The sequence below is a fragment of the Methyloceanibacter sp. genome, from assembly GCF_035650995.1.
Taxonomy (GTDB): domain Bacteria; phylum Pseudomonadota; class Alphaproteobacteria; order Rhizobiales; family Methyloligellaceae; genus Methyloceanibacter.
In genome coordinates this window covers 1-23,475 of the sequence record NZ_DASRGO010000124.1, presented here as the reverse complement: position 1 = coordinate 23,475, position 23,475 = coordinate 1, and the positions used below count along the sequence as shown (strand labels likewise).

General features: G+C 63.9%; 19 protein-coding genes. 15 read left to right on the top strand and 4 right to left on the bottom strand.

The annotated features are described in order from the left end of the window. Positions 1-115: 115 nt before the first annotated feature. The 6 genes from VFB18_RS09305 (at position 116) to rimO (ending at position 9,564) form a co-directional block, all read left to right on the top strand. Positions 116-1,537 carry a carbohydrate porin gene (locus VFB18_RS09305; RefSeq protein ID WP_324973996.1) on the top strand — a complete coding sequence of 474 codons (1,422 nt, stop codon included), beginning with the start codon at positions 116-118 and terminating at the stop codon, positions 1,535-1,537. A gap of 67 nt (positions 1,538-1,604) precedes the next feature. Then, positions 1,605-3,128 (top strand): di-heme oxidoredictase family protein, encoded by a 1,524-nt coding sequence (locus tag VFB18_RS09300; RefSeq protein WP_324973994.1) that lies wholly within the window; start codon positions 1,605-1,607, stop codon positions 3,126-3,128. Between the two features lie 272 nt (positions 3,129-3,400). Continuing rightward, positions 3,401-4,414 (top strand): imelysin family protein, encoded by a 1,014-nt coding sequence (locus VFB18_RS09295; RefSeq protein WP_324973991.1) that lies wholly within the window; start codon positions 3,401-3,403, stop codon positions 4,412-4,414. Positions 4,415-4,417: 3 nt separating this feature from the next. Beyond that, a complete protein-coding gene (locus VFB18_RS09290) occupies positions 4,418-5,512 on the top strand; it encodes a DUF1513 domain-containing protein (RefSeq protein ID WP_324973988.1) in 1,095 nt (364 codons plus the stop codon). 117 nt (positions 5,513-5,629) lie between these two features. Continuing rightward, positions 5,630-7,933, top strand: coding sequence for an AsmA family protein (locus tag VFB18_RS09285; protein WP_324973985.1), 2,304 nt, complete (start codon positions 5,630-5,632; stop codon positions 7,931-7,933). 257 nt (positions 7,934-8,190) lie between these two features. Beyond that, positions 8,191-9,564 (top strand): 30S ribosomal protein S12 methylthiotransferase RimO, encoded by a 1,374-nt coding sequence (gene rimO / locus VFB18_RS09280; RefSeq protein WP_324973983.1) that lies wholly within the window; start codon positions 8,191-8,193, stop codon positions 9,562-9,564. Positions 9,565-9,570: 6 nt separating this feature from the next. Here the strand turns inward: rimO and VFB18_RS09275 are convergent, their stop codons facing one another. Together VFB18_RS09275 and VFB18_RS09270 are read right to left on the bottom strand one after the other, a co-directional pair. Beyond that, positions 9,571-10,089 (bottom strand): TadE/TadG family type IV pilus assembly protein, encoded by a 519-nt coding sequence (locus VFB18_RS09275; protein WP_324973981.1) that lies wholly within the window; start codon positions 10,087-10,089, stop codon positions 9,571-9,573. Positions 10,090-10,151: 62 nt separating this feature from the next. Then, entirely contained in the window at positions 10,152-10,721 is a 570-nt protein-coding gene (locus VFB18_RS09270) for a TadE/TadG family type IV pilus assembly protein (RefSeq protein ID WP_324973978.1), read from the bottom strand. 241 nt (positions 10,722-10,962) lie between these two features. Here VFB18_RS09270 and VFB18_RS09265 point away from each other — a divergent pair, with 241 nt between their 5' ends. After that, complete coding sequence (locus tag VFB18_RS09265; protein WP_324973975.1) at positions 10,963-12,585, top strand: pilus assembly protein; 1,623 nt, start codon at positions 10,963-10,965, stop codon at positions 12,583-12,585. Positions 12,586-12,612: 27 nt separating this feature from the next. Here the strand turns inward: VFB18_RS09265 and VFB18_RS09260 are convergent, their stop codons facing one another. Then, complete coding sequence (locus VFB18_RS09260) at positions 12,613-13,149, bottom strand: pilus assembly protein N-terminal domain-containing protein (protein ID WP_324973970.1); 537 nt, start codon at positions 13,147-13,149, stop codon at positions 12,613-12,615. Between the two features lie 123 nt (positions 13,150-13,272). On the opposite strand from VFB18_RS09260, the gene VFB18_RS09255 reads away from it, so the two are divergent. The 8 genes from VFB18_RS09255 to VFB18_RS09220 all read left to right on the top strand — a co-directional run bounded on the left by VFB18_RS09255 (position 13,273) and on the right by VFB18_RS09220 (position 21,974). Beyond that, a complete protein-coding gene (locus VFB18_RS09255; RefSeq protein ID WP_324973967.1) occupies positions 13,273-13,779 on the top strand; it encodes an A24 family peptidase in 507 nt (168 codons plus the stop codon). A 189-nt stretch (positions 13,780-13,968) separates the two neighbouring features. After that, on the top strand, positions 13,969-14,760 hold the full coding sequence (cpaB, locus tag VFB18_RS09250; RefSeq protein WP_324973965.1) for a Flp pilus assembly protein CpaB: 792 nt from the start codon (positions 13,969-13,971) through the stop codon (positions 14,758-14,760). A 7-nt stretch (positions 14,761-14,767) separates the two neighbouring features. Then, a complete protein-coding gene (locus VFB18_RS09245; protein WP_324973962.1) occupies positions 14,768-16,435 on the top strand; it encodes a type II and III secretion system protein family protein in 1,668 nt (555 codons plus the stop codon). 15 nt (positions 16,436-16,450) lie between these two features. Next, positions 16,451-17,197: a CpaD family pilus assembly protein gene (locus tag VFB18_RS09240; protein ID WP_324973960.1), complete on the top strand. Its 747-nt coding sequence runs from the start codon at positions 16,451-16,453 to the stop codon at positions 17,195-17,197. After that, positions 17,194-18,495, top strand: a complete 1,302-nt coding sequence (locus VFB18_RS09235) for a CtpF protein (RefSeq protein ID WP_324973957.1) — start codon at positions 17,194-17,196, stop codon at positions 18,493-18,495. The genes VFB18_RS09240 and VFB18_RS09235 overlap by 4 nt, the downstream gene beginning before the upstream one ends. Positions 18,496-18,501: 6 nt before the next feature. Next, positions 18,502-20,016: a CpaF family protein gene (locus tag VFB18_RS09230; RefSeq protein ID WP_324973954.1), complete on the top strand. Its 1,515-nt coding sequence runs from the start codon at positions 18,502-18,504 to the stop codon at positions 20,014-20,016. After that, on the top strand, positions 20,003-20,992 hold the full coding sequence (locus VFB18_RS09225; RefSeq protein WP_324973953.1) for a type II secretion system F family protein: 990 nt from the start codon (positions 20,003-20,005) through the stop codon (positions 20,990-20,992). The genes VFB18_RS09230 and VFB18_RS09225 overlap by 14 nt, the downstream gene beginning before the upstream one ends. A gap of 10 nt (positions 20,993-21,002) precedes the next feature. Further along, positions 21,003-21,974: a type II secretion system F family protein gene (locus VFB18_RS09220; RefSeq protein WP_324973951.1), complete on the top strand. Its 972-nt coding sequence runs from the start codon at positions 21,003-21,005 to the stop codon at positions 21,972-21,974. A 67-nt stretch (positions 21,975-22,041) separates the two neighbouring features. Here VFB18_RS09220 and VFB18_RS09215 read toward each other — a convergent pair whose 3' ends face one another. Next, positions 22,042-23,103, bottom strand: a complete 1,062-nt coding sequence (locus VFB18_RS09215) for a tetratricopeptide repeat protein (RefSeq protein ID WP_324973949.1) — start codon at positions 23,101-23,103, stop codon at positions 22,042-22,044. Between the last annotated feature and the right edge of the window lie 372 nt (positions 23,104-23,475).

Sequence of the window (23,475 nt, the reverse complement as noted above, 5' to 3'; positions counted from 1 at the left end):
GATCGGTTGCCATCGACGAGGGAGACCTGCTTAGGCATACGCTAAAACATAGCAACCCAACACATCATCAAACGCTGGCCGAGAAATGCAAAAAAGAGCCGGGGGGCTTCAAAGAATGACCGTATGGCAGATCGCACTTTGCGACCTTGTAAGACCCATTTCCTCGATCAGGCGTCTGGCATCGACCTGCTTGAAAGCGCTCGGCGCAGGCGGGCTGCTCGCTGCTGCCATCTTCTCCAGCTCCACCGGGGCGCGCGCCGAGTGCGAGCTTAGCGAGGCCGAAGTTGCCCATGGCGCCTCGGTGACGACCGGCATGCCGGAGGATGCCGTTGTTCCGATCGATCCGTTCGGCGTGCGCAAGGCGCTCGGGCGTCATGGAGTGGAGATCGGCGGCGTCTATTACGGAGAGAGCTTCGGCAATTGGGGCGGCTTCGACCAGGGCGTCGAGTACGACGGCGTGCTCGAGCTCTATCTGAAAGCCGATATGCATAAGCTCGGATTTTGGAAGGGCCTTTGCTTCCATGCCGATGCCTTCCAGATCCACGGCAACTCGATCACTGCCGCCAATATCGGCAGCCTGATGCCTGTCTCAAGTCTCGAGGCAACGCCATCCACGCGTCTGTTCGAGTTGTGGTTTGAGCAGCATCTGTTCGATGACAAGCTCGCCATCAAGTTTGGGCAACTCGCCGCCGATGCCGAGTTCATCATCAGCGAGGGCGGCGGCTGGTTTCTCAACGGCACGTGGGGTTGGCCGTCGATCGCGGCGTCGGACTTGCCGGGAGGCGGCCCAGCCTATCCGCTGGCGACCCCGGGTGTGCGGGTCAAGATCGATCCGAGCCAAAAGCTGAGCCTTATGATCGGCGTCTATAATGGCGATCCCGCGCCGCACTGCGGCAGTCCCAATCCCCAGGTGTGCAACAGCGACGGTCTCGACTTCAGCCTCGACGCCCCGCCTTTGCTCCTGGCCGAAGGCGCTTACAGCTATAATCAGGACAAACTTGCCGGTACCATCAAGTTCGGCGGCTGGAATCACTTCGGCGAGTTCGCCGATCAGCGCTTCGATTCCGGAGGCGGCATGATCGCCGTCACCGGCAATCCCCCCAAGATGCTCGACAACGATTGGGGCCTGTACGGCATCATCGATCAGCTCGTCTGGCGCGTGCCCGGCAGTGAGGACTCCAAGGGCGTCGGCGTGTTCGGTCGCGTCATAGGCGCGCCAGATGATCGCAATCTTGTCGACTTCTATTTCGATACCGGTGTCACTTTCACCGGCATGATTCCGGGAAGGCCCAATGACGGGCTTGCCATCGGCTTCGCCTATACCGGCATCTCGAATTCCGTGCACAGCTTCGATGTCGACTCCGGCGAGCCGGCGGCGCGCAATTACGAGGCCCTGGTCGAGATCTGTTATACTTATGAGGTCAAGCCGGGCTGGACGGTACAGCCCGATTTCCAATACATCTTCCAGCCTGGCGGCAATGTTGCGGGCATTGACGACGCGACGGTCTTGGGGGCGCGCACCAGCTTGAGCTTTTGACGAAGGACGCGTGCACTCACCCCATTTCAGATACGCCCACCGCATTGCGGACAAACCGAAGGATAAGATGCCGAGGAAAGCGCCGCGCGCCCTTCTCCTCGGCGCCGTCGCCTTCGGCGCCGCCTTGCCGCTCCTTGCCGGTGCCATGGCAACCTACGGCGAGGACGCCGGCGTCGCGCTTCCGGCGCCGCTCGCGCCCACGACCGATTTCACCAAGCTCGAGCCGGGCGAAGCGAAACCGGGCGGCGAGGCGACTTCGCGCGGCTCGACCGACACGCCGAACGCATTTTCGCTCTCCTCGGGCAACATGGATTTCAAGCGCGAGCTCGACTTCAAGGTCGGCAACGGCATCTTCCGCAAGAACTGGGTGTCCGCCCCGTCGTCGACCGACGCCTCAGACGGGCTCGGGCCTCTGTTCAACTCACGCGCCTGCCAGAATTGCCACTTGAAGGACGGGCGCGGCCATCCGCCTCTGTCGACGGACGTTCCCGACACGTCAGGCTCGATGCTCGTGCGCCTCTCGGTGCCGCCTTCGACCGAGGAGGAAAAGGCCTTGCTCGAAGCCCATAAGGTGAACTCTCTGCCCGATCCAACCTATGGCGGGCAGCTCCAGGATTTCGCCATTCAGGGCATCAAGGGGGAAGGCAAGCTCAACATCGCCTACAAGGAAAAGGAGGTGAAGCTCGCCGGCGGAGAAATCGTGAGCCTTAGGGTGCCGGCCTATTCGCTGACCGATCTCGGCTATGGGCCCGCGAGCCCCGACATCATGTTGAGCCCGCGCGTGGCGCCGCAGATGATCGGGCTCGGCTTGCTCGAAGCAGTTCCCGACGAGCAGATTCTCGCTAACGCCGATCCCGACGACGCCGACAAGGATGGCATCTCGGGCAAGCCCAACATGGTCTGGTCGCGCGAGCAGCAAAAGCTGATGCTCGGGCGCTTCGGTTGGAAGGCCGGCATCCCGACCATTGCCCAGCAGGCGGCGGAGGCGTTCAACGGCGATATCGGCCTATCGACCACCATGATCCCCAGGGGCCATGGCGACTGCACCGAGAAGGAGCCCGCGTGCCTCGCCGCCCCGACCGGCGACTCACCGAAATATCAGAACGTCGAGGTGGGCGACGATCTCTTCAACATGGTGGCGTTCTACTCGAAGAACCTCGCTGTTCCGGCGCGCCGCAAGCCTGACGATCCCGAGGTGCTCAAGGGAAAGGAGCTGTTTTACGGGATCGGTTGCACGAGCTGCCATAAGCCGAAATTCATGACGGGCGAGGCTCCGGGGCAGCCGCACTTGTCGCACCAGCTCATCTATCCCTATACCGATATGCTGCTGCACGACATGGGCGAGGGGTTGTCCGATAACAGGCCCGAGGGCGAGGCGAACGGCAGTGAGTGGCGCACGGCGCCGCTGTGGGGCATCGGCCTCACCCAAATCGTCAACGGCCATACGCTGTTCCTCCACGACGGCCGCGCGCGCAACATCACCGAGGCGATCCTTTGGCACGGCGGAGAGGCGCAAAGCGCCCGCGACAAGTTCGCCGCGCTCTCGAAGGAAGATCGCGACCGCCTCGTCGCCTTCGTGAACTCGCTGTGATTATGCTCGGAGCCACCTCTCTGGTCCGCTCCCCCCTTGTGGGGAAGCACGCGCGCCGAACGGGCGCGCGGAGGGGGGTATGGCCGGCGTCTTTATTGCAACCCCCCTCCCTATCCCTCCCCGAAAAGGGGGGAGGGGAGAGCAAGTGGCAACTTCGCGTCACAATCCGGCTCGGCTTTGTTTGCGCAGCGGCCATAGCACTGCTTGTCCCAACGTCACCCGCCCGCGCTGAGGCGGATCATGCGGCGATCGCGCAGGCCTCACTCACCGAGGTGATCCGCCCCGGCTATTCGACACTTGCCAAGGCCACGGGCGCGCTCAACGACAACATCGGGGCGCTGTGCAAGCAGCCCTCGCCTGACGCACTTCAAGCCGCCAGGGATGCCTTCGCCGGCACGGCCGATGCTTGGAGCAAGGTCGAGATCTTCCGCTTCGGTCCTATTGTGCAGGATCATCGCTACGAGCGCTTGTTCTATTGGCCCGATCCCAAGAGCATCGGCTTGCGTCAGGTGCAGGACGCTCTCAACAAGCAGGAAAATTCGGTGACGCTTCCCGATGAGCTGGCCGCGAAAAGCGTGGCGCTTCAGGGGCTGCCCGCGCTCGAATATCTGCTCTACGGCGACGGCGCGGACGCGCTCGCACAAGGCGCCAAGGTCGTGGACGGGACCGCGCCACTGCCCGAGGTCGGCGGAGCTGGCGCCTTCCGCTGTCAATTCGCCTCAGCCGTCGCCGTCAACGTCGACCGCATCGCCAAGAACGTGGTCGAGGGCTGGCGCGAGGGCTCGGCCTACGAGAAGGCGTTTCTCGGGCCCGCTGCGGACGGCGCGATCTATCATTCGCCGAAAGAGGTGACGCTCGAATTGTTCAAGGCCTTCGCCTCGGGCATCGAGCTCGTGCGCGACCAGAAGCTCGGCAAGCCTCTCGGCCAGAGCGCTGACGAGGCAAAGCCGAAGCTCGCCGCGTTCTGGCGCAGCGACCTCACCTTCGCCAACGCCGTGGGCAATCTCGAAGGTGTCAGGCTCCTGTTCGAGAAGGGCGGCTTCGCTCAGGTCGTCGCCGCCGACTCGCCGGGCGTGGAGGACTCGATCCTGTTCGACCTCGACCACGCCATCGAGGTGCTCGGCGGCATCGGCAAACCGATCGCCGAGGCGGCGGGCGACGAGGCGCTCCGCACCAAGCTCGAAGCGGTGCGCGTCGGGTTGAAGAGCGCAGGCCAGACCGCCGGCGACATCATCGCGCGGGGCGCTGGCCTTAGCTTCGGCTTCAACGCCATGGATGGAGATTAGGCGATGGAGATCGACCGCCGCGCGCTTCTGATCGCCCTCGCCGGGGGCGCCGCCACGCTGGCGCTGCCGGGAAAGGCCGCCGCCGCCTTCGAGGCGGAGTGCTTCGCTGCCGCACGCAGGGACGATCGCGGCACCTATTCCGCGGCTCTGTTCAATCTGGAGCGCGGCGATGTCCGCGCGATCGAGCTTCCCGGCCGCGGCCACGATATCGCGCTCAAGCCTGACGGCAGCGAATGGGTGACCTTCGCAAGAAGGCCAGGACGCTTCGGCGTGGCGATCCCGCTCGACTCCCGTCCGCCCGTCTGGTTCGCCTCGAAGCCAGACCGCCATTTCTTCGGCCACGGCGCCTTCTCCGCTGACGGCAGGCTGCTTTACGCGACCGAGAACGACTACGCTGGCGGGCGCGGCGTCATCGGTGTGCGCGATGCGACCGACGGCTACCGGCAGATCGGCGAGTTCCCCGCGCACGGCATGGAGCCGCACGATATTCAGCTCCTCTCCGACGGCCGCACGCTGGTGATCGCCAATGGCGGCATCCGCACCAGTCCCGACAGCGAGGGCGAGCTCAACATTCCCGATATGCAGCCGTCGCTCGTCTATGTCGATGTCGAGACGGGAGACCTCCTCGAGGAGCAGCGTCTTCCGCACGAGCTGCATCAGCTCTCGATCCGCCATCTCGCCATCGCTTCAGGCGACACGGTTGTGTTCGGCTGCCAGTATCGCGGGCCGGAGGAGGATGCGCCGCCGCTCATCGGTTTCCATCGCCGCGGCGAGCCGCTCGTCGTCGTGCCGGCCCCCGACGAGACGCAGATCGGCCTGAAAAATTACATCGGCTCCGTCGCCGGCGATGCGAGCGGCACGATCGTCGCGGCGTCGGCGCCGAAGGGAGGCCTCATCACCTATTGGGATGTGGCGAGCCGCCGCTATCTCGGGGTATCGGACCTCGACGACGGCTGCGGGCTTGCCCCGACGCACCGAAGTGCGACCTTTCTTCTGACCAGCGGTGAAGGCTGGCTGGTGACGGCCGACGCCGGCGGCGAATCGGGGCGGCAGTCCTCGAACTACAGTTGGGACAACCACGCGATCCTGGTGCGCTGAGGCCGCCTGTCTTCCGCGCAAATCGGCCGCCGCGACGGCATTTTCCCGGCCGCACCTGGGCCGCAATTCCTATTCTCACCGTATTTGTCGGGCTAATCTCGCGCGGGTCCGGGACCGATGCAGAGAGAACAGAACGATAACGCGCCGATTTGGGCGCGGCTTCCGCAACTGCCGCCGCTAACCCCGCGCGCGAAGCGCATTCTCGCGGTCGCCGGCGGCATCGTCGGGGTCCTTGTCGCCGCGCTCGTCGCCGTCAATCTCCTTATCTCGGCGGACTGGGTGCGCGAGCGCGTGGCGGCCCGCATCAAGGAACAGACCGGGCGCGAGCTCAAGGTCAACGGCACGACCACTCTCCTCTTCACCCCGCGCCCGCATGTCGTCATCACCGAGGCGTCCATTGCCGATCCCGAGGCGCACGCCGGCACCACCGATATCGCCATCGGCCGGCTCGAGCTCGACCTTGCCTTCAGCCAGCTTCTGAGCCGCGACGTCGATGCCGAACAGGTCGTCCTGGTGCGTCCGGTCGTCACGCTGCGTCTCGGCAAGGAGCAGGTGCAACAGCGAAGCGAGGTCGCACCGAACCGGCCGCACGCCATCAAGGCAGCGGCCGGCGGCGGCGAGTCCGACCGCGATATTCGGCTCAAGGACGTGCGCATCGAAGACGGCACGGTGGACATCGTCTACGACGAGAAGGGCACCGAGCGACGGATCGAGCACATCGACGCCACCGTGAGTCTGCCCACTCTGACCGATCCGCTCACCGGCACCGGCAAGTTCGTGTGGAAGGATCAGCCGGTCGATTTCGGCATCGAAATCACAACGCTTGCCGACCTGCGCGCCAAGCGCCCGGCCCGCGTCGTCGTCTCGCTCGACAATCCGGCGATCGCCGCCCGTTTCGAGGGCGACGTCATGACGAGGCCAGACTTCTCGGGGCACGGCCAGCTGTCGGCCAAGGTCCATTCCGTTCCGTCTCTGCTTGCCTGGATGCGCGAACGGCCTGCGGCCGCGACCGCCATCGGCGACGGCGAGCTTGCAAGCGATCTTGCCTGGACCGAGCAAGAGGTGACCTTTACCAAGGCGCGCTTCGCGCTCGAACATGCGAGCGGCCAGGGCCAGGCGGTCGTGACGTTGCAGAACCCGCGTCCGCATGTAAGAGCGGCGCTCGCGTTCGATCATCTCGATCTCAATCCGTTTCTGGCGGCATCGGCTGACAAGGGCGCCAAGTCCAAGCCTGACGAAGCCCCCGAGCCTGCGACGGCCGAGAACGAAAGCGCCGATCAAGCCGTGCCGGGAGCCGCTCCCGAGGCCGCTCAGCCCGCGCCACAAGCAGGCGAGCCGGGCGCCCCTCAGGCCGCCCCTCCCGTCGCTCCCGAAGCTGCGCCCGTTGCAGCCCCCGCCGCCTTCGACGCCGACGTCAATCTCAATATCCGCCAGACGCGCGTTGCTCATCTCGAGCTTGGCCCGAGCTCGCTCGGCATCGGCTTTCGCGATGGAGTGCTGACGGCGATTCTCGGCGGCATGGACCTCTATGACGGGCACGCCACCGGCAAGGTCGTGATCGACGCGACGAAGCCGGTGCCCGCCTTCACCGGCGATTTCCGCCTCGACGGCGTGCAGGCGAAACCGCTCCTGAGCGACGCCGCACAATTCAGCATGATCTCGGGAAGAACCAAGCTCACGCTTCAGCTCAGCGGCACCGGCTCCTCGGCCGAGGAGATCAAGTCCAAGCTCCAGGGGCAAGGCAGCATTGCGGTGAGCGACGGGGCCATCGAAGGCATCGACCTGACCGAGATGATCAGCTCGATCGGCGAGGGCCAGATCCCCGATATGCGCCAAGGACCCGGCGCCAAGACCGCCTTCAGCGATCTCGGCGGGAGCTTCACCATCGCTAACGGTATCGCTGAGACGAGCAATCTCCAGATGGCCAGTCCGTTGTTGAAGGTGACCGCCGCCGGCAAAGTGGACATGGTTCAGTCGACCATCGATATGCTCGCCAACCCGCAGATCGTCGCCGGCGAGCAAGGCAAAAGCGGAGCCAACGATCTCGCGGGGCTGACCGTGCCGGTCAGGGTCGAGGGCCCGCTCGATTCTCCCACCATCAAGCCCGAGCTCAAGGGCATGTTCGCTAGCCCTGAGCAGGCGAACAAGACCGTGAAGCAGCTCGGCGAGGTGATCAGGAAGAAGTTCAAGGGCAAGCCGGTCGGCGAGGCGATCGGCCGTTTCCTCGGCAACGTCCAGATCGGAACGCATGGCGGCGACGACAATGCCGAGGCGGGAGAAGCCGAGGCGCCGCCGCCCGCCAAGCAGAAACAGTCGGCCAAGCCGCGCCAGCAGGACGAGACTCCGGCTCAGTCTGACAACGGCGGCGACAATGTGCCGGCCGAGCCCGAGGATCCCGACATCGAGCGCATCCTGCGCTAGGCGACGGCCTCTGCCGTCGCGCCGGACGTTTCGCCGTCCAAGGGCGAGCCGAGCAAAAGCATTGCACCGAGCGCCGCCGCGCCGGCCGCTATGCGTCGTCTCTTTGGCCGCAGCTCGGCACGCCCCCCGTCGCTTGAGAATTGTCGCGAGTTAAAGGCCAAACCTCGGCAAACGCCAAGCCGTGGCGATTGCAGGAAAAGGCGCTTGCCCATCATGCCCCGTCGACGGCGCGCCTTGGCTCCCCTATATACGCGCCCATGCCTCCCGCCCCTCCGAAGATCGGCTTCGTCAGCTTGGGCTGCCCAAAGGCGCTCGTCGATTCCGAGCGCATCATCACCAAGCTCAGAGCCGAGGGCTACGAACTCTCCGCGAGCTACGAGGGCGCCGACGCCGTCGTGGTCAACACTTGCGGATTTCTCAACAGCGCCAAGGAGGAGTCGCTTCAAGCGATCGGCGAGGCCCTCGCCGCCAACGGCCGTGTCATCGTCACCGGCTGCCTCGGCGTCGAGGCCGAGCGCATTCGCGCCCGCCACCCCGGTGTGCTCGCGATCACCGGGCCGCACCAATATGAAGCCGTCGTCGCCGAGGTGCACAAGGCGGTGCCTCGCCCGCACGATCCCTTCCTCGATCTCGTGCCGCCGCAAGGTTTGCGGCTCACGCCGCGCCACTATGCCTATTTGAAGATCTCGGAGGGCTGCAACAACGCCTGCAGTTTCTGCATCATCCCGTCCTTGCGCGGAAGGCTCACAAGCCGGCCTCTCGGCGAGGTGATGCGCGAGGCGGAGAGGCTGGTCGCGGCCGGCGTCAAGGAGCTCCTCGTCATCTCGCAGGACACGAGCGCCTACGGACTGGACCTGCGCTACGCGAAAAGCGAATGGCGCGGAGACGCGCGCGACACGAGATTCGTGGCACTTGCCGAAGCCCTCGGCTCGCTCGGCGTTTGGGTGCGCCTCCATTACGTCTATCCCTATCCGCATGTCGATCAGGTGATCCCCCTGATGTCCGAGGGCCGCGTGCTTCCTTATCTCGACATCCCCTTCCAGCACGCCTCGCCCCGCGTCCTCAAGGCCATGCGGCGTCCCGGCAACCAGGAGCGGACCTTGGAACGCATCGCGGAATGGCGCGAGGTCTGCCCCGATCTCGCCATTCGCTCGACTTTCATCGTCGGCTTCCCCGGCGAGACGGAGCAGGACTTCGAGCGCCTCCTCGACTGGCTCGGCGAGGCGAAGCTGAATCGCGTCGGTTGCTTCAAATACGAAAATGTCGAGGGCGCCGCCGCGAACGGTCTCGACGGTCACGTGCCGGAGGAGATCAAGCAGGAGCGCTACGACCGGTTGATGCAGCTTCAGCAGGCGGTCAGCGCGGAACTTCTCGCCGCCCGCGTCGGCAAGACCATCGAGGTGATGGTCGACGACATCGATGAGGAATGCGCCGTGGCCCGCTCGCATTGGGACGCGCCGGAGATCGACGGGGTTGTCTATCTCGACGGCGCGACGCAGTTGAAGCCGGGCGACCTGCTCGAGGTCACCGTCACGGAGGCCGACGCATACGATCTCTGGGCGCGGCCGCTGGCGCCATCGTCTGCATTGCGCTCGAGGCGGCCGAAATCCGTACCGCGGCTCGCGCGCTAAGCCTGTTCAATTGGTCTTGGCGACGGTAAGGCTCTTGCGCGGCCTTTCATAAAAAGTACGCGTGATGTTGAAGGCGCCGGGGCTGAAGAACTTGGGCATATTGACGAGGGGCGTGAACGCGTAGGTGACCTCTGCCAGGATCACGCTGCTGCCGGCCTGGGTAAGGCCGGCCGGAACGGAATAGACGCTGCCCACCGCCCGCGGCGCCCCTTTATTGGCATAGCTCCACGCGACCTTGCCGATATTGTTCTGATCGGCGACGATGCTCGAAATCACAATTTTGAGCGGCGTTGTGGAATAGGGGGTCATGATGCTGCTCGCGGCGGAAGTCACGTCGCCGAGGTCGCTCGTCGAGACGGTCTTCACTTGGGCGGTAAGATCGGCGGCAGTCGATGCCACCTGCGCTACCCGCCGGTCGATGGTGAGCAGGTTGCCGGTCTCGACCGAACCGATATAGAGCAGCACCATCACCGGGAACAGCAAAGCGAACTCGATGGCCGCGCTCGCTCGGGAATCGCGTGCCAAGCGAACGAGCCTGCCCCCGCAAGGTCTCATCCCGACGATCGTAGAAAGTCGCCTCATCCCGCTTACGGCTTTTGCTGTTGCTGGAACGGTTCGTTGCGGAATGCCGACGTCGCCACCAGCAGCCTGTCCCCGTTCTGCATGTTTCCGAGACTGATCTCTTTGGGCAGCTTCGCTATCAGCGGCCACTCATAGAAGGCCCTGACCACCACCACATCCCCGCCGGCGCCGGGGTCATAGCTGAAATTCGACTTGAGATTGCCGTTGCCGTCGAGCGGATTGGTGAGGTTGGAGCCTGCGCCGCCGAAGCTCGTGTAGTGACGAACGTCCAATCTCAGTTCGGCGCATTTGAGCGGCGGCACGATGTGTTTGCAGACTTCCGTCTTGAATTTGCCGGCGTCGAAACTCTGGTTTTGTGCTTGCCCGGTCCGGACCAGGCGGGCGCCCTGCGCCGTGGCGTTCTCGAGATTGAAGGTCGCGAAGTAGACCAGTCCCACTTCGAGGATTGCGAGCAGAGTGAGAATGGTCGGGATCGCGAGCAGGGCGAATTCGATCGCCGAAGCACCCGATCGATCGCCTAAGAACTGTCTGAAGCCTTGCCGCTGCGACTGGCGCGATGGTTTCTCGCCGTCCACTGGGGCGCTGGATACGATACGCATGGGGCAGAACTTAGGGGGGCATGCTTAATAGGCCATAAATATTTGATCTAAAGGCGAAATAAGGTAAACGTTTAGGTAGGAATATTTTAAATAAATCAGATTAAGACTTGAGTAAATCCGAATACGAAAAATAAGAATCTTTACGCATACGCTGGTCATAATCCAGAAACGGATGCCAGCCCCCCGAAGGGGTGAATAGAACGAGCTGGAGGTGTTGATGCTTCAAGCCTTGAGGCCACGTCTTGGCAGCTTCCTGCGCGACAGGAGGGGCAACGTCGCGATTCTGTTTGGCGTCGCGCTCATTCCCATTCTCATCGGCGTCGGCGTCGCCGTCGACTACGGGCGCGCCCTTGTCATTCGTGACCGCATGGCCAATGCCGCGGACGCTGCGGGTCTTGCCATCGGATCGTGGGCCGGCCTTAGCCAAGCCGAGCAGAAGACGAAGGCTCAGCAGTTCTTCAACGCCAACTACCCGCCTTCGACGCTCGGGACCGTCGGCGCGATCGACGTTCAATTCCCCGGCGACGACATAATCGTCACCGTCAAGGGCACGATGCAGACCACTTTCATGAGGCTTGCCAACATCGACAGCCTCGATGTTGGCGCAACGTCCACGATTCACAAGAGGGAGCGCAACCTTGAGGTCGTCCTCGTGCTCGATACCACGGGATCGATGTCCCAGACGCTTGGTACATCGACCAAGATCAGCGCGTTGAAATCCGCCGCCAAGCAGATGGTCTCGACGCTGTTCAACGGCAAAGCAACCTCGGACACCGTCAAGATCGGGATTGTGCCCTTCGCTGCCGCGGTGAACGTCGGAACCGGCAAGCTCGCGTCCAATCCCGAGTGGTTCGACCTCAACACCTACACGGCCGCCAATGCGACGGCCGACCCGATCGCCTTCGAGGATCTGGACAAGACGTCAGGCATCAGTACGCAGAAGCTCTACAGCGGCTATACAACCGGGCTGTCGAACCGGAGCTGGGCGGGCTGCGTGCGCGAGAGGAGCACCAATAGCACCTACGAACTGACCGACGCGGCGCCGAGCTCCGCCCCGGCCTCGCGCTGGGTCCCCTATTTTGCGCCGGACGAGCCCGACTCGGCCTCGGGCACGACCTACGGCAACAATTATTTGTGCGACAACCCCAGCAAGTGCTCAAACGGCAATAGCACGACGGCCCCGAACGCCACCTGCGTCACCGGGACGAGCACGAATGACCAACGCCAGTGCTACACGACCAAGTATAAGGGCAAAAGCGTATCGAGCAGCTCGACCGGGCCCGACTACGGCTGTCCGCCGGCCTCGATCTTGGCGATGACCAATGTCGCGGCCTCGATCAATACCGAGATCGATTCGTTGCAGGCGAAGGGCAGCACCGTGATCCCCGCAGGCCTCTTGTGGGGATGGCGGGTGATTTCGCCCGGAGCGCCGTTCACCGAGGGCGTGGACTATTCGAACGACAAGTATACCAAGGCGATCGTGCTCATGACCGATGGCGAGAACGATGTCGGTGGCGGCAGCAACGGCTTTGACAAGTCCTATTACAACGCCTTCGGCTTCGCCAAGAACGGACATCTCGGCTCGACCAGCGGCAGCAATGCCGAAGCCACGCTCGACAGCAAGACATTGACCGTGTGCGGCGCGATCAAGGGTCTGGGCATCCGGCTCTACACCATCGGCCTCGGCGTTAGCTCGGCGAGCCAAACGCTGCTGACGAACTGCGCGAGCACCGACGATCAGGGAAACAAGTTGTACTACAACGCGCCGACCTCCGATCAATTGGCGAGCATCTTCCAGGATATCGCCCAGGGCTTGAGCGAGCTCCGCATCGCCCAATAGCAACGCAGCGCCGGGACGACCCCGGCGCTATTCGCTCTGTTTGGTGCCTTCGGCCGAGGATTGGCTGATCGACTGCTTGCTTTTGATCTGTTTGGCGATCGATTCGAAGTAATCCGGCGCGTCGCCGATGACGAGCGGCGGCGTGCAATTCGGATTGCAGTGCACCGTTTGCCGCCCCGTGCCGCGATACACGGTGACGAGACCGATGCGGGGTTCGGACACGGTGAGCCGCTTGCTGACGATGGCCTTCCCGTCGCTGTCGAGCACGATGAGGTTGGTTTCGCCGAAGGATTTGCCGGTGATGATGAGCACCTTGCTGCTCTGCACGGCGACGTCGGCGATCGAAGGATTGCCGACCACGATCTCCGAAGCCGGCCTGTCGAGCTTCACGAGCGAGGCCTGATCGACGAGAACGTCGATATCGTTATCGTTGTCCGCGGCGCGGCCTGGGGAGGCGCTCCCGGCGGCAAGGGCGGCGGCAACGAGAAGCGCCGGCATTGCCCGCTTCGGCTTCTGCTCGAGTGTCATGATCCGGCTGTCCCCCGTCTCGTGTGCTTCGCCCATCACACATCCGAAAGATGAAAGAATGGCAAACGAGTGAGCCGGGACGGAACGCTCCCGGTTAACGACCCCTTCAGGCTTCGCGGTGACACTCGCACCGCTTCCTTCAAGGGACGCGCACGGATCATGCTCAAGGACATCCTTCTTCTCACCATCTTTCCCGGCGCCATGGCGCTGTCGGCCGCGAGCGACCTCGTCACCATGACGGTACCGAACAAGATCGCGCTCGCTCTCCTTCTCGGCTTTTTCGTGCTCGCTCCCATGGTGGGAATGGGCTGGAGCGAAATCGGCCTGCATGTGGCGCTCGGCGCCGCAGCGCTCGCCGCGGGCTTCGTGATGTTCTCGTTCGGCTGGATCGGCGGCGGCGACGCTAAGCTGTTTGCCGCGACCTGCCTTTGGCTGGGACCCGAGGCATTTTTGGACTATGGCCTTCTGGCAGCCTTGCTCGGCGGCGTTCTCACGCTCGGTCTCCTCTTCTGGCGGCGGCTTCCGTTGCCCATGATGCTCACCTCGCAAGGCTGGCTCGTCAGGCTGCACAGCCCGCGCGAGGGCGTGCCCTACGGCATCGCGCTCGCCGTAGCCGGACTCCTGGTCTATCCGCACACCCCCTTCATGGCGGCGGTCGGCTCGTAAGCCTTCCACTCGTTAATCTTCGCTTAACATTTCGCGAACGAGCCCCCGAGCTCCAGGGGTGCTGCGGCATTTTCGCGCCGTGGGCAAAGCGGCCAATTTGGCACGGCCATTAACTCGGCGTTGAGAATTCACCGTCACAGTGGATTGCAATCGGCTGGTGTGGGGCGTCCGCGAGGAGAAGAATCCGTCATGAAAAGAGCAAGGGTCCTCGTGCTCTGCATCGCATCGATCGCAGCGCTCGGTGCCGCCTGGATCGCAAAGAAGATCGTTTCCGGGCCGCGTGAAGTGCAGCAAGTCGAAAAGACGGTTGGCGCGACCGACGTTCTTGTCGCCGCCAACAATATCAATCTCGGCGATTCCGTCAGGGCCGACGATCTCAAATGGCAGCAGTGGCCGGTCTCCGGCGTGACGCCTGGGCTTATCACCCGCGATTCCGACCCTGATGCGCCGAACAAGCTCTCAGGCGCGATCGCTCGCGCGCCGTTCATCGCCGGCGAGCCGATCAAGGAACAGAAGCTGATCAAGGCGTCCGAGGGCGGCGTGATGGCCGCCATCCTGCCCGCCGGCATGCGGGCGGTTTCCACTCCGATCAGCGAGGAAACCGCGGCCGGCGGCTTCATCCTGCCCAATGACCGCGTCGATGTGATCCTGTCGCACAAGATGCAAGTGGGGAGCAAGGAAGAGCCCGTGAGCGAAGCGGTGCTGCGCAACGTGCGCGTGCTCGCCATCGGCCAGGAGATCGAAACCAAGGGCGACGACAAGGTCGCGACCGGCAAGACCGCAACGCTCGAGCTCACGCCGCGGCAGGCGGAGATTCTCACTCTCGCCCAGTCGATGGGCGAGATTTCGCTCTCTTTGCGCAGTCTCGCCGACGCCACGCCGGGAGGCGCCGAACCGGTCGGCAAGCTCGGCGACACCGCCGGCGGCGCGGTCAAATTCCTCAAATACGGCGTGCCCTCTCGGACTCTTGGGGTGAACTGAGGACCTTATGCGCGGCAAGCTCGATAACGACAAAGGCAACAGGATGCGTCCCTCTCCCTGCATCTCTCTCGTCGCACTGACAGTGGCGGCGGCCCTCGCTGCGCTGAGCCTTGTTGCATCGGGTAGCGCGCTTGCCTTCGACCAGCATCAGTCCTTCCTGCGTATCCCCGCGAATGCGCCGGGGACGCCGCAGCAGATCAAGCTTGGTCTCAACAAGGCGACGATCATCGAGCTGCCGCGCCCCGTGCGCAACGTGATGGTGTCGAACCCCGGGCAGATCGATGCGGTGATGCAGAGCTCGACGCGAGCCTATGTGATCGGCAAGCAGCTCGGCGAAGCGAACATCATGTTCACCGATAAAGACGGCAATCAGGTCGCCATGCTCGAGATCACGATCGAGCGTGATTTTTCAGGCCTTAAAGAGCTCCTCGATCGCCTCCTTCCGAATTCGCATATCCAGGTCCAGGGCATCGGCGAACGCGTCGTACTAACCGGCACGGTCACGTCTCCCATCGACGCGACTCGCGCTTGCGAGGTCGTCACCAGCTTCTTGGGCGCTCTCGATCAGCAGACTGGCAGCAGCGCGAGCGGGGGCGGGTCGGCGATTACCGTGAATAGCAACAGCGGGAGCAACAGCGGTTCCGGAAACGGCGGCAGCGCTCTCGGGAACGCCTGCGAGACGACCAACGTCATCAACATGCTGACTGTCGAGGGGCGCGAGCAGGTGCTGCTCAAGGTCTCGGTGGTCGAGATGGAGCGCAACATCGTCAAGCAGTTCGGCGTCGATCTGAACGCGCTCGTCGATTCGGGCAATTTCGCCTTCGCTGCGCTGAGCGATCTTCCCTTCCCCATCAACGTGGCGGGCAAGGGCGTCCTCGCCCCGTTCCTCACCAGCACGGAACCGAACATCAGCGGCAACAACGCCGCCTTTCCGACCACCCTGCCGGCCAACCCGACGGTGGCCAACACCTCGGGCTTCGGCACGCAATGGCAGAGCAGCGGAAGCCGCGTTCAGAGCGTGCTTCGCATGCTGGAAGAGGACGGGCTGTTGCATACCCTGGCTGAGCCGAACCTGACCGCCATTTCGGGCGAGACGGCGAATTTCCTCGCCGGCGGCGAGTTCCCCGTTCCGGTCGCCCAGCAGCTCGGCACCATATCCGTCGAATTCAAGAAATTCGGCATCGGTCTGGCCTTTACGCCGGTCGTCATGTCGGAGGGCCGCATCAGCCTCAAGGTCTCGACCGAGGTCAGCGAGCTCTCCAACCAGGGCGCGGTGATTCTGTCCAACATTTCCATCCCCGCGCTGAAGGTGCGCCGCGCCGAGACGGTCGTCGAGCTTCCGAGCGGAGGTTCGCTGGTGATGGCGGGGTTGCTCTCGGATCAATCCAAGCAAGCGCTGAGCGGCTATCCCGGCCTCAAGAACTTGCCGGTCCTTGGCACGCTGTTCCGCAGCCGTGATTTTCTCAAGAACCAGACCGAGCTCGTCGTGTTGGTCACGCCTTACATTGTGAAGCCCGTCGCCAGATCGAAGCTCGGGCAGCCCGATGACGGCTTCGGCTGGGCCTCCGACGTGAACAGCGACCTGCTCGGGCAGATGAACAGGGTCTATGGCCGCCATCCCGAGCGTGCGCCGGTTGGCAAGTTCGACGGCGATGTCGGCTTCATCGTCGAGTAGAGGGGACAAAGTCACATGGCACCGAGCCTCACCACACCGACCGTCCTGAGGCGGCTTGCGCGGCCAAGCCTCGCCCTGCTCGCGGTTCTCCTCGTGGGAACGTCCCTTGCCGGGTGCATCAGGAGCCCCCGCTTCCAAGCGCCGTTCACCCTCGCCAATCCCAACGAGCGCTTCCCCATCGCCGTGCATGAAGGCGAAGTGTCCCTCGACCTCGCCGTCTACCGCGGCTCGCAGGGTCTCAATCCCTCGCAGAAGGCCCAGCTCTATGCGTTCCTCAGGGACTACAAGGAGCAGGCGGTCGATACGCTCCTCATCAGGGCACCCTCCGGAGGCCCCAACGAGACGGCAATTATGCGCGCCTATGAGCAGGTCCGCGCGGCGATGCGCACGGCCGGTATTCCCTCGGGCGAGATTAAAATCGAGCCCTATTATTCCAGCGGCGATCCCAACGCTCCTCTCCGCGTCTCCTATCTCCAATACGTCGCCGAGCCGCCCGATTGCCCGGACTGGTCCGAGAATGTCGCTCGCGATCCGCAGAACATGCCGTGGCCCAATATGGGTTGCGCCACCCAGCGCAATCTTGCCGTCTCGCTCGCCAATCCCGAGGATCTCATCCGCCCGCGCGGCGAGACGCCGCGTCCCGGCGAGCGCCGCGACGTGGTGTGGGACAAATACGTGAAGGGCGAAGTGACGATTTCCAAGCGCGCGCCTTCCGAGCACGCCAATGCCAGCGAAGTGTCCCAAGTCGGAGGGTCGCAGTGATTAGCGATGCCGCGTATTCGCTGAACGCTCCGGCAGAAAGCGCTCCCGACCACGAGGCCGAATTCGGCCGCGAGCCGCCGCGTGCCCGCCCCGTTCCGCGCGTCAACATCCAGGCCTTCTGCGAGGACCAAGATACCGCCTCGGTTATCCAGAGGGCGGCTGAGGACCGGCGCCTCGCCAAGGCCCACGTCACGGTACAGATGGGTGGCGTTCAGGCCGCCGTCGCTTTCTACAAGAATGCGGCGACCCCGAATCTGATCATGATCGAATCGCTGCTCGATCGCGTGCCGCTCCTTGCCGACCTCGACCGGCTCGCCGAGGTGTGCGATCCGGGCACCAAGGTCATCACCATCGGCCACATCAACGACGTGATGCTCTATCGCGAGCTCGTGCGGCGCGGCGTGAGCGAATATGTCGTGGCGCCGGTTACGGTCGGTCAGATCATCGAGAGCATCGCGGCGATCTATACCGATCCGGAGACCGGCCCGGTCGGACAGGTCATCGCCTTTGTCGGCGCCAAGGGAGGGGCCGGCTCGAGCACCGTCTGTCACAACACGGCGTTCGCCATCGCCTCCGCGCTCAAGAGCGACGTGGTGATCGCCGATTTCGACCTGCCGTTCGGCACCGCCGGACTCGACTTCAACCAGGACCCGCTCCAGGGAATCGGCGATGCCCTGGCCACACCCGAGCGCCTCGACGAGGTTCTGCTCGACCGCCTCCTGTCGCGGTGCTCCGACTATCTGAGCCTGTTCGCGGCTCCCGGCACCCTCGATAGGCCGTACGATCTTCAGCCCGAGGCCTGCGAGACCGTGCTCGACGTGGTGCGCGAGAATGTGCCGTGGATCGCGGTGGACGTGCCGCATCTGTGGACGGCGTGGGCCAAGCAGGTCGTGCTCGGCGCCGATCACGTGGTGATCACGGCGACGCCCGACCTCGCCAGTCTGCGCAACGCCAAGAATCTCGTGGATCAGCTCAAGGTGGCGCGGCCGAACGACCGCCCGCCGACGCTCGTGCTCAATCAGGTCGGCGTTCCCAAGCGCCCGGAAATCCCCGTCAAGGATTTCGGCGCCGCCATCGGTCTCGAGCCCAAGGTCGTCATCGATTTCGACGCCCAGCTGTTCGGCACCGCCGCCAACAACGGGCAGATGATCGAAGAAGTGTCGGACAAGTCTGAGGCGGCCGAAGCGTTCCGCACGCTCGCCAATCTGCTGACCGGCCGCTCCGAGCAGAAGAGCGAGCGGAACTCGCTGCTCGCGCCGATCCTTTCCCGATTGAGATTGACCAAGGCCAGTACGTAACAGGCAATGTTCGGCAAACGTAGTACCCCCACGGCGGTAAAAACCACGCCGCCGCCTGCCCCGGTCCCGGCGCGTCCCGCCGTCTCCGCGCCGGCGGCGTCGGCGCGCGCCGAACCGAGTGCGCCATCGCCTCAGGCGCCACAAGCGCCCCATGCGCCTCTGGCCGTCAAGCCCGAGCGCAAACCGGTCGAGCGGGGCCGTTCGGAGGAGTACTACGACGTCAAGACGACGGTCTTCAACGCGCTCATCGACACCATCGATCTGACGCAGCTCTCCAAGCTCGACCCCGACGCGGCACGCGAAGAGATCCGCGACATCGTCAGCGAAATCGTCGCCATCAAGAACGTTGTGATGTCCATCGCCGAGCAGGAAGACCTGCTCGAGGACATCTGCAACGATGTGCTCGGCTACGGACCGCTTGAGCCGCTGCTCGCCCGCGACGACATCGCCGATATCATGGTCAATGGTTGCGACACGACCTATATCGAGGTGAACGGCAAGGTCGAGCGGTCGCAGGTTCGCTTTGCCGACAACGCTCAGCTCATGAATATCTGCCAGCGCATCGTGAGCCAGGTCGGCCGCCGCGTCGACGACTCGAGCCCGATCTGCGATGCGCGTCTTCCCGACGGCAGCCGCGTCAACGTCATTGCCCCGCCGCTCGCCATCGACGGCCCCACGCTCACCATCCGCAAGTTCAAGCGCGATCGTCTCACGCTCGACCAGCTCGTCAAGCTCGGCTCGATAACGCCCGAGGGCAAGACGCTTCTCGCCATCATTGGGCGCGTGCGCTGCAACATCGTCATCTCGGGCGGCACGGGTTCTGGCAAGACGACCCTGCTCAACTGCATGACGGGCTACATCGACAACGACGAACGCATCATCACCTGCGAGGATTCCGCCGAGCTGCAACTGCAGCAGCCTCACGTGGTGCGGCTCGAAACGCGCCCGCCGAACCTGGAAGGCGAGGGCGAGGTGACCATGCGCGACCTCGTGAAGAACTGTCTGCGCATGCGTCCCGACCGCATCATCGTGGGCGAGGCGCGCGGCCCCGAAGCCTTTGATCTGCTCCAGGCCATGAATACCGGTCACGACGGCTCCATGAGCACCATCCACTCCAACTCCCCGCGCGAGTGCATCTTCCGTCTCGAGAGCATGATCCTGATGGGCGGCTACAACCTTCCGGCCAAGACCATCCGCGAGATGATTGCTTCATCGGTCGACGTCATCATCCAGGCCCAGCGCATCCGCGACGGCTCGCGCAAGGTCACCCACATCACCGAGGTGATCGGCATGGAGGGTGAAGTGGTCACGCTTCAGGATCTTTATGTCTACGAGGTCCTGGGCGAGGACGCGAACGGCCGCGTCATCGGGCGTCATCGCACGACCGGCATCGCCCGGCCGCATTTCTGGGAGAAGGCCCGCTATTTCGGCGAGGAAAAGCGCCTGGCCGAGGCTTTGGCGTCAGGCGAGCAATTGGACGAACACGGCCGCCCATTGGGAGAGCGCATTGCCCAGCCCTGAACTCGTACAACTCGCGGCCGTCGTGCTTGCGGCGCTCATCGTCGGAGGCGCCGTCTACGTGGTCGCGCTGCCCTATTTCAGCGGGGCCCGAAAGGCCGAGAGGCGCGTCGCCAACGTGATGCTTGGCCAGACCAAGATGCGCGTCAAGACCGCGGTTCAGCCCCTGCAGACGCGCCGGAAGCAGGTGCAGGAGACCATCAAGGATCTCGAGGCCAAGCAGAAGGCGCAGCGCCGCGTCAGCCTGCGCACCAAGCTGTTGAGGGCGGGCCTCAGCATCACCCCGCGCAGCTACTATCTCTTCAGCGCCGCCTCGGGCCTTCTTGGCGGACTGATCATGCTCCTCATCGGCTGGGGCCCCATCCTCGCTTTGCTCGTCGCCTTCGCCTGCGCCTTCGGTTTGCCGCGCTTCGTCCTGTGGCGTCTGATCAAGCGTCGGCAGGACAAGTTTCTTGTCGAGCTCGCCAACGCCATCGACATCATCGTGCGCGGCATCAAATCCGGTTTGCCGCTGAGCGATTGCCTCACCATGATCGCAGGCGAAGCGCCGGAGCCGGTGAAGAGCGAGTTTGCCGAGCTCGTCGAACAGCAGAAGGTCGGCGTGCCGCTCGGCCGTGCCTTCGAGCGCATGTATGAGCGCATGCCCCTGCAAGAGGTCAGTTTCTTCGCCATCGTCGTCGCCATTCAGGCGCAGACCGGCGGCAACCTCGCCGAGGCGCTTGGCAACCTCTCCCAGGTGCTGCGCGACCGCTACCGGCTTCAGGCCAAAGTCAAGGCGTTCAGCGCCGAAGCGAAGGCGTCGGCGATGATCATCGGCGCCTTGCCGCCCACCGTCATGCTGCTCGTCTATTTAACCTCGCCCGATTACATCGGCGTCCTGTTCCACGAAAGACTCGGCAAGATCTTTCTGATCGCGAGCGGCATGTGGATGCTGATCGGCATTTTCGTCATGCGCAAGATGATCAACTTCGACTATTAGGCGTCATTCGATGTCAACGGTAATGCGTTATATCCTCGATCCGCAATTCGTGGTCATGGTGCTGGCCGCGGTTGCCGCCTTCGCCACGGTCACGTCGTTCGTGATGCCCCTTCTTTCGGGCAACCGCCTCGGCTCGCGCATGAAATACGTGGCGAGCGAGCGCGAACGCATGCGCGCGGAGCGCCTGGCACAGCTCTCCGAGGAGCAACGCCGGCTGCGCAAGGAACCCAAGAGCTTCATGAAACAGGTCGTCGAGTGGCTCAAGCTGCGCCAGGCGCTCGAGACCGAAGGCACGCGCGAGCGGCTGAAGATGGCCGGCTTTCGCGGCCAGGCCCCGGTGATTGCATTTCTCTTCTTCCGGGCAACGTTGCCGCTGGCGGGGTTCGGCCTCGTGTTCTTCTACCTGTTCTTCGTCAACGATCACCATCTTGGCACGATCATGCGGCTTGGTATCGCGATCGGCGGCGCCTATTTCGGGTTCTATCTGCCCAACATCTTCGTTTCCAACCTCATTCAGAGGCGCCAGAAGTCGATCAAGAGAGTGTTCCCCGACGCGCTCGATCTCCTGCTCATCTGCGTTCAGGCCGGCATGTCGATCGAATCGGCCATGAACAAGGTCGCAAGCGAGATTGGCCCGCGCTCGATCGAGCTTGCCGAGGAGTTCGGCCTGACCACCGCTGAGCTGTCCTATCTTCAGGAGCGGCGCCAGGCGTTCGAGAACCTCGGCAAACGCACCGGGCTGCCGTCCGTTCGTGCGGTCGGCACCAGCCTCATCCAGGCCGAGCGCTACGGCACGGCGATCAGCCAAGCCTTGCGCGTGCTCGCCAGGGAAAGTCGCGACATGCGCATTGCCGAGGCCGAGAAGAAGGCGGCCGCCCTTCCGCCGAAGCTCACCGTGCCGATGATCCTGTTCTTCCTGCCGGTTCTGTTCGTGGTGATCCTGGGACCCGCCTTCATCCAGGTCATGCACGTCACGCACTGATCGCGAATCGGATGCCGGACGTCAGACATCGGAGTCGGACGTCTTCTGTCCGACTTCTCGTTCCCGATCAGTCGAGCTTTGACCTGAGCAGTCCTTGCGCGCCCGTGTTGGCCGTGCTCGCCTTTGGCGCCGGCGCCGGCTTGGTTGGAACGGCTTGGGCCGCCGAGGCAACTTTGGCGGGCTGAGCGGCCGGCTGCGCGCCGGCGGCACTTCCCGCCGTCGGGGCCTCGATCTCGTCAACCGGCTTGACCACCTGCACCTTGGGCGGGGCGGGAGGCGTGGCCGCCGCGGCGCGGACGGGCGAAGCTCCGTTCGAGGATGCCCCGAACGGTTGCCAGCCGTCGTCGTCTTGGCTCGAGGCAAGGGCGGCGTTGCCGTCGGGCTTCGCCGAGGCGAAGGCATTCGGGCTCGTCAGCATGTTGCGCAAATAGGTGACGTTCGCCTTCGCCTCTTGCTCGCTCATGTCGACCGAGGCGAGTTGGCGCGCCTCGTCGTACTTGCCCTCGATCCCGAGCACGAGCGCGAGATTCTGCCGCACGCGTTTGTCCTCATGTCCGCTCGCAACCGCCTTGCGCAAAAGCTCTTCCGCCTTGTCGGCCTTGCCGTCGAGCGCGTAGGCAAGCGCGAGATTGTTGGTGATCGAGACCGCGTCGGGTTCCTTCTGCAGCGCTGCCAGGAAATACTGTTGCGCCTCGGCGTACTGGGCCTGCTTGGCGCGCAGCGTCCCTTGCGCCGAGAGCGTTTTCCAATCGTCGATGCCTTGGGCCTCGGCGGTCTTGAGCGCCTGGGTGGCGACGTCGAGTTGGCCTATCTCGAGCGCGAGGCGGCCGAGTTCCGAGGCGATCTCGCCGTTGCTGGTGTTGCTCTGATAGGCGGTCTTGAGCACCTCGAAAGCCTTGTCGCTTGAGCCGATGGCCTTGAGCGCCTTCGCATAGCCGATCGCCATGCGCGGGTCCTGCGGGTTCTTCATATAGAGGGCCGCCCACTGGGCGACGGCGCCGGCAGCCTCGGGCGCCGTAAGCTGGGCCTCTTCGGAGGGGGCGCCGAACTTGGCGAAGAGCTTGTCGCTGCTGCTGCAGCCCCCGAGCAGGGCGGCTGCTGCCGTGGTCGCGAGGAGGACGAGGACCAATCTATGGCGCCGGCCGTGTGTTGGCCTGGTTGCTGAATGAGCCATTAGTCGAGCAATCCTTACCACGCGCGAGCTCGGGCCTCACGCGTTCCCTGTTGGACTGCTGTAATGATCCGGGACAGGCGTCAAAAAAGTATTAACCATGCCGCCGTCGCCGGAAGCCAAAAGCCAGAAATCAGTATTCAGAAATCAGACTGATAGGCGGGCCCTCCGGCCGGCAATGTCGGATTTTCGATCTGAATTCAGACTTCTGATTTCTGGCTTCGGACTTCCGCGACCGCCCCCGCGGTCCACTCGGCCATCTCCGGCATGGCGAGGATCGCATCGGCATAGGCCTGGGCCGTGCCGTCGTCGCCGAATTGTCCGAGATCG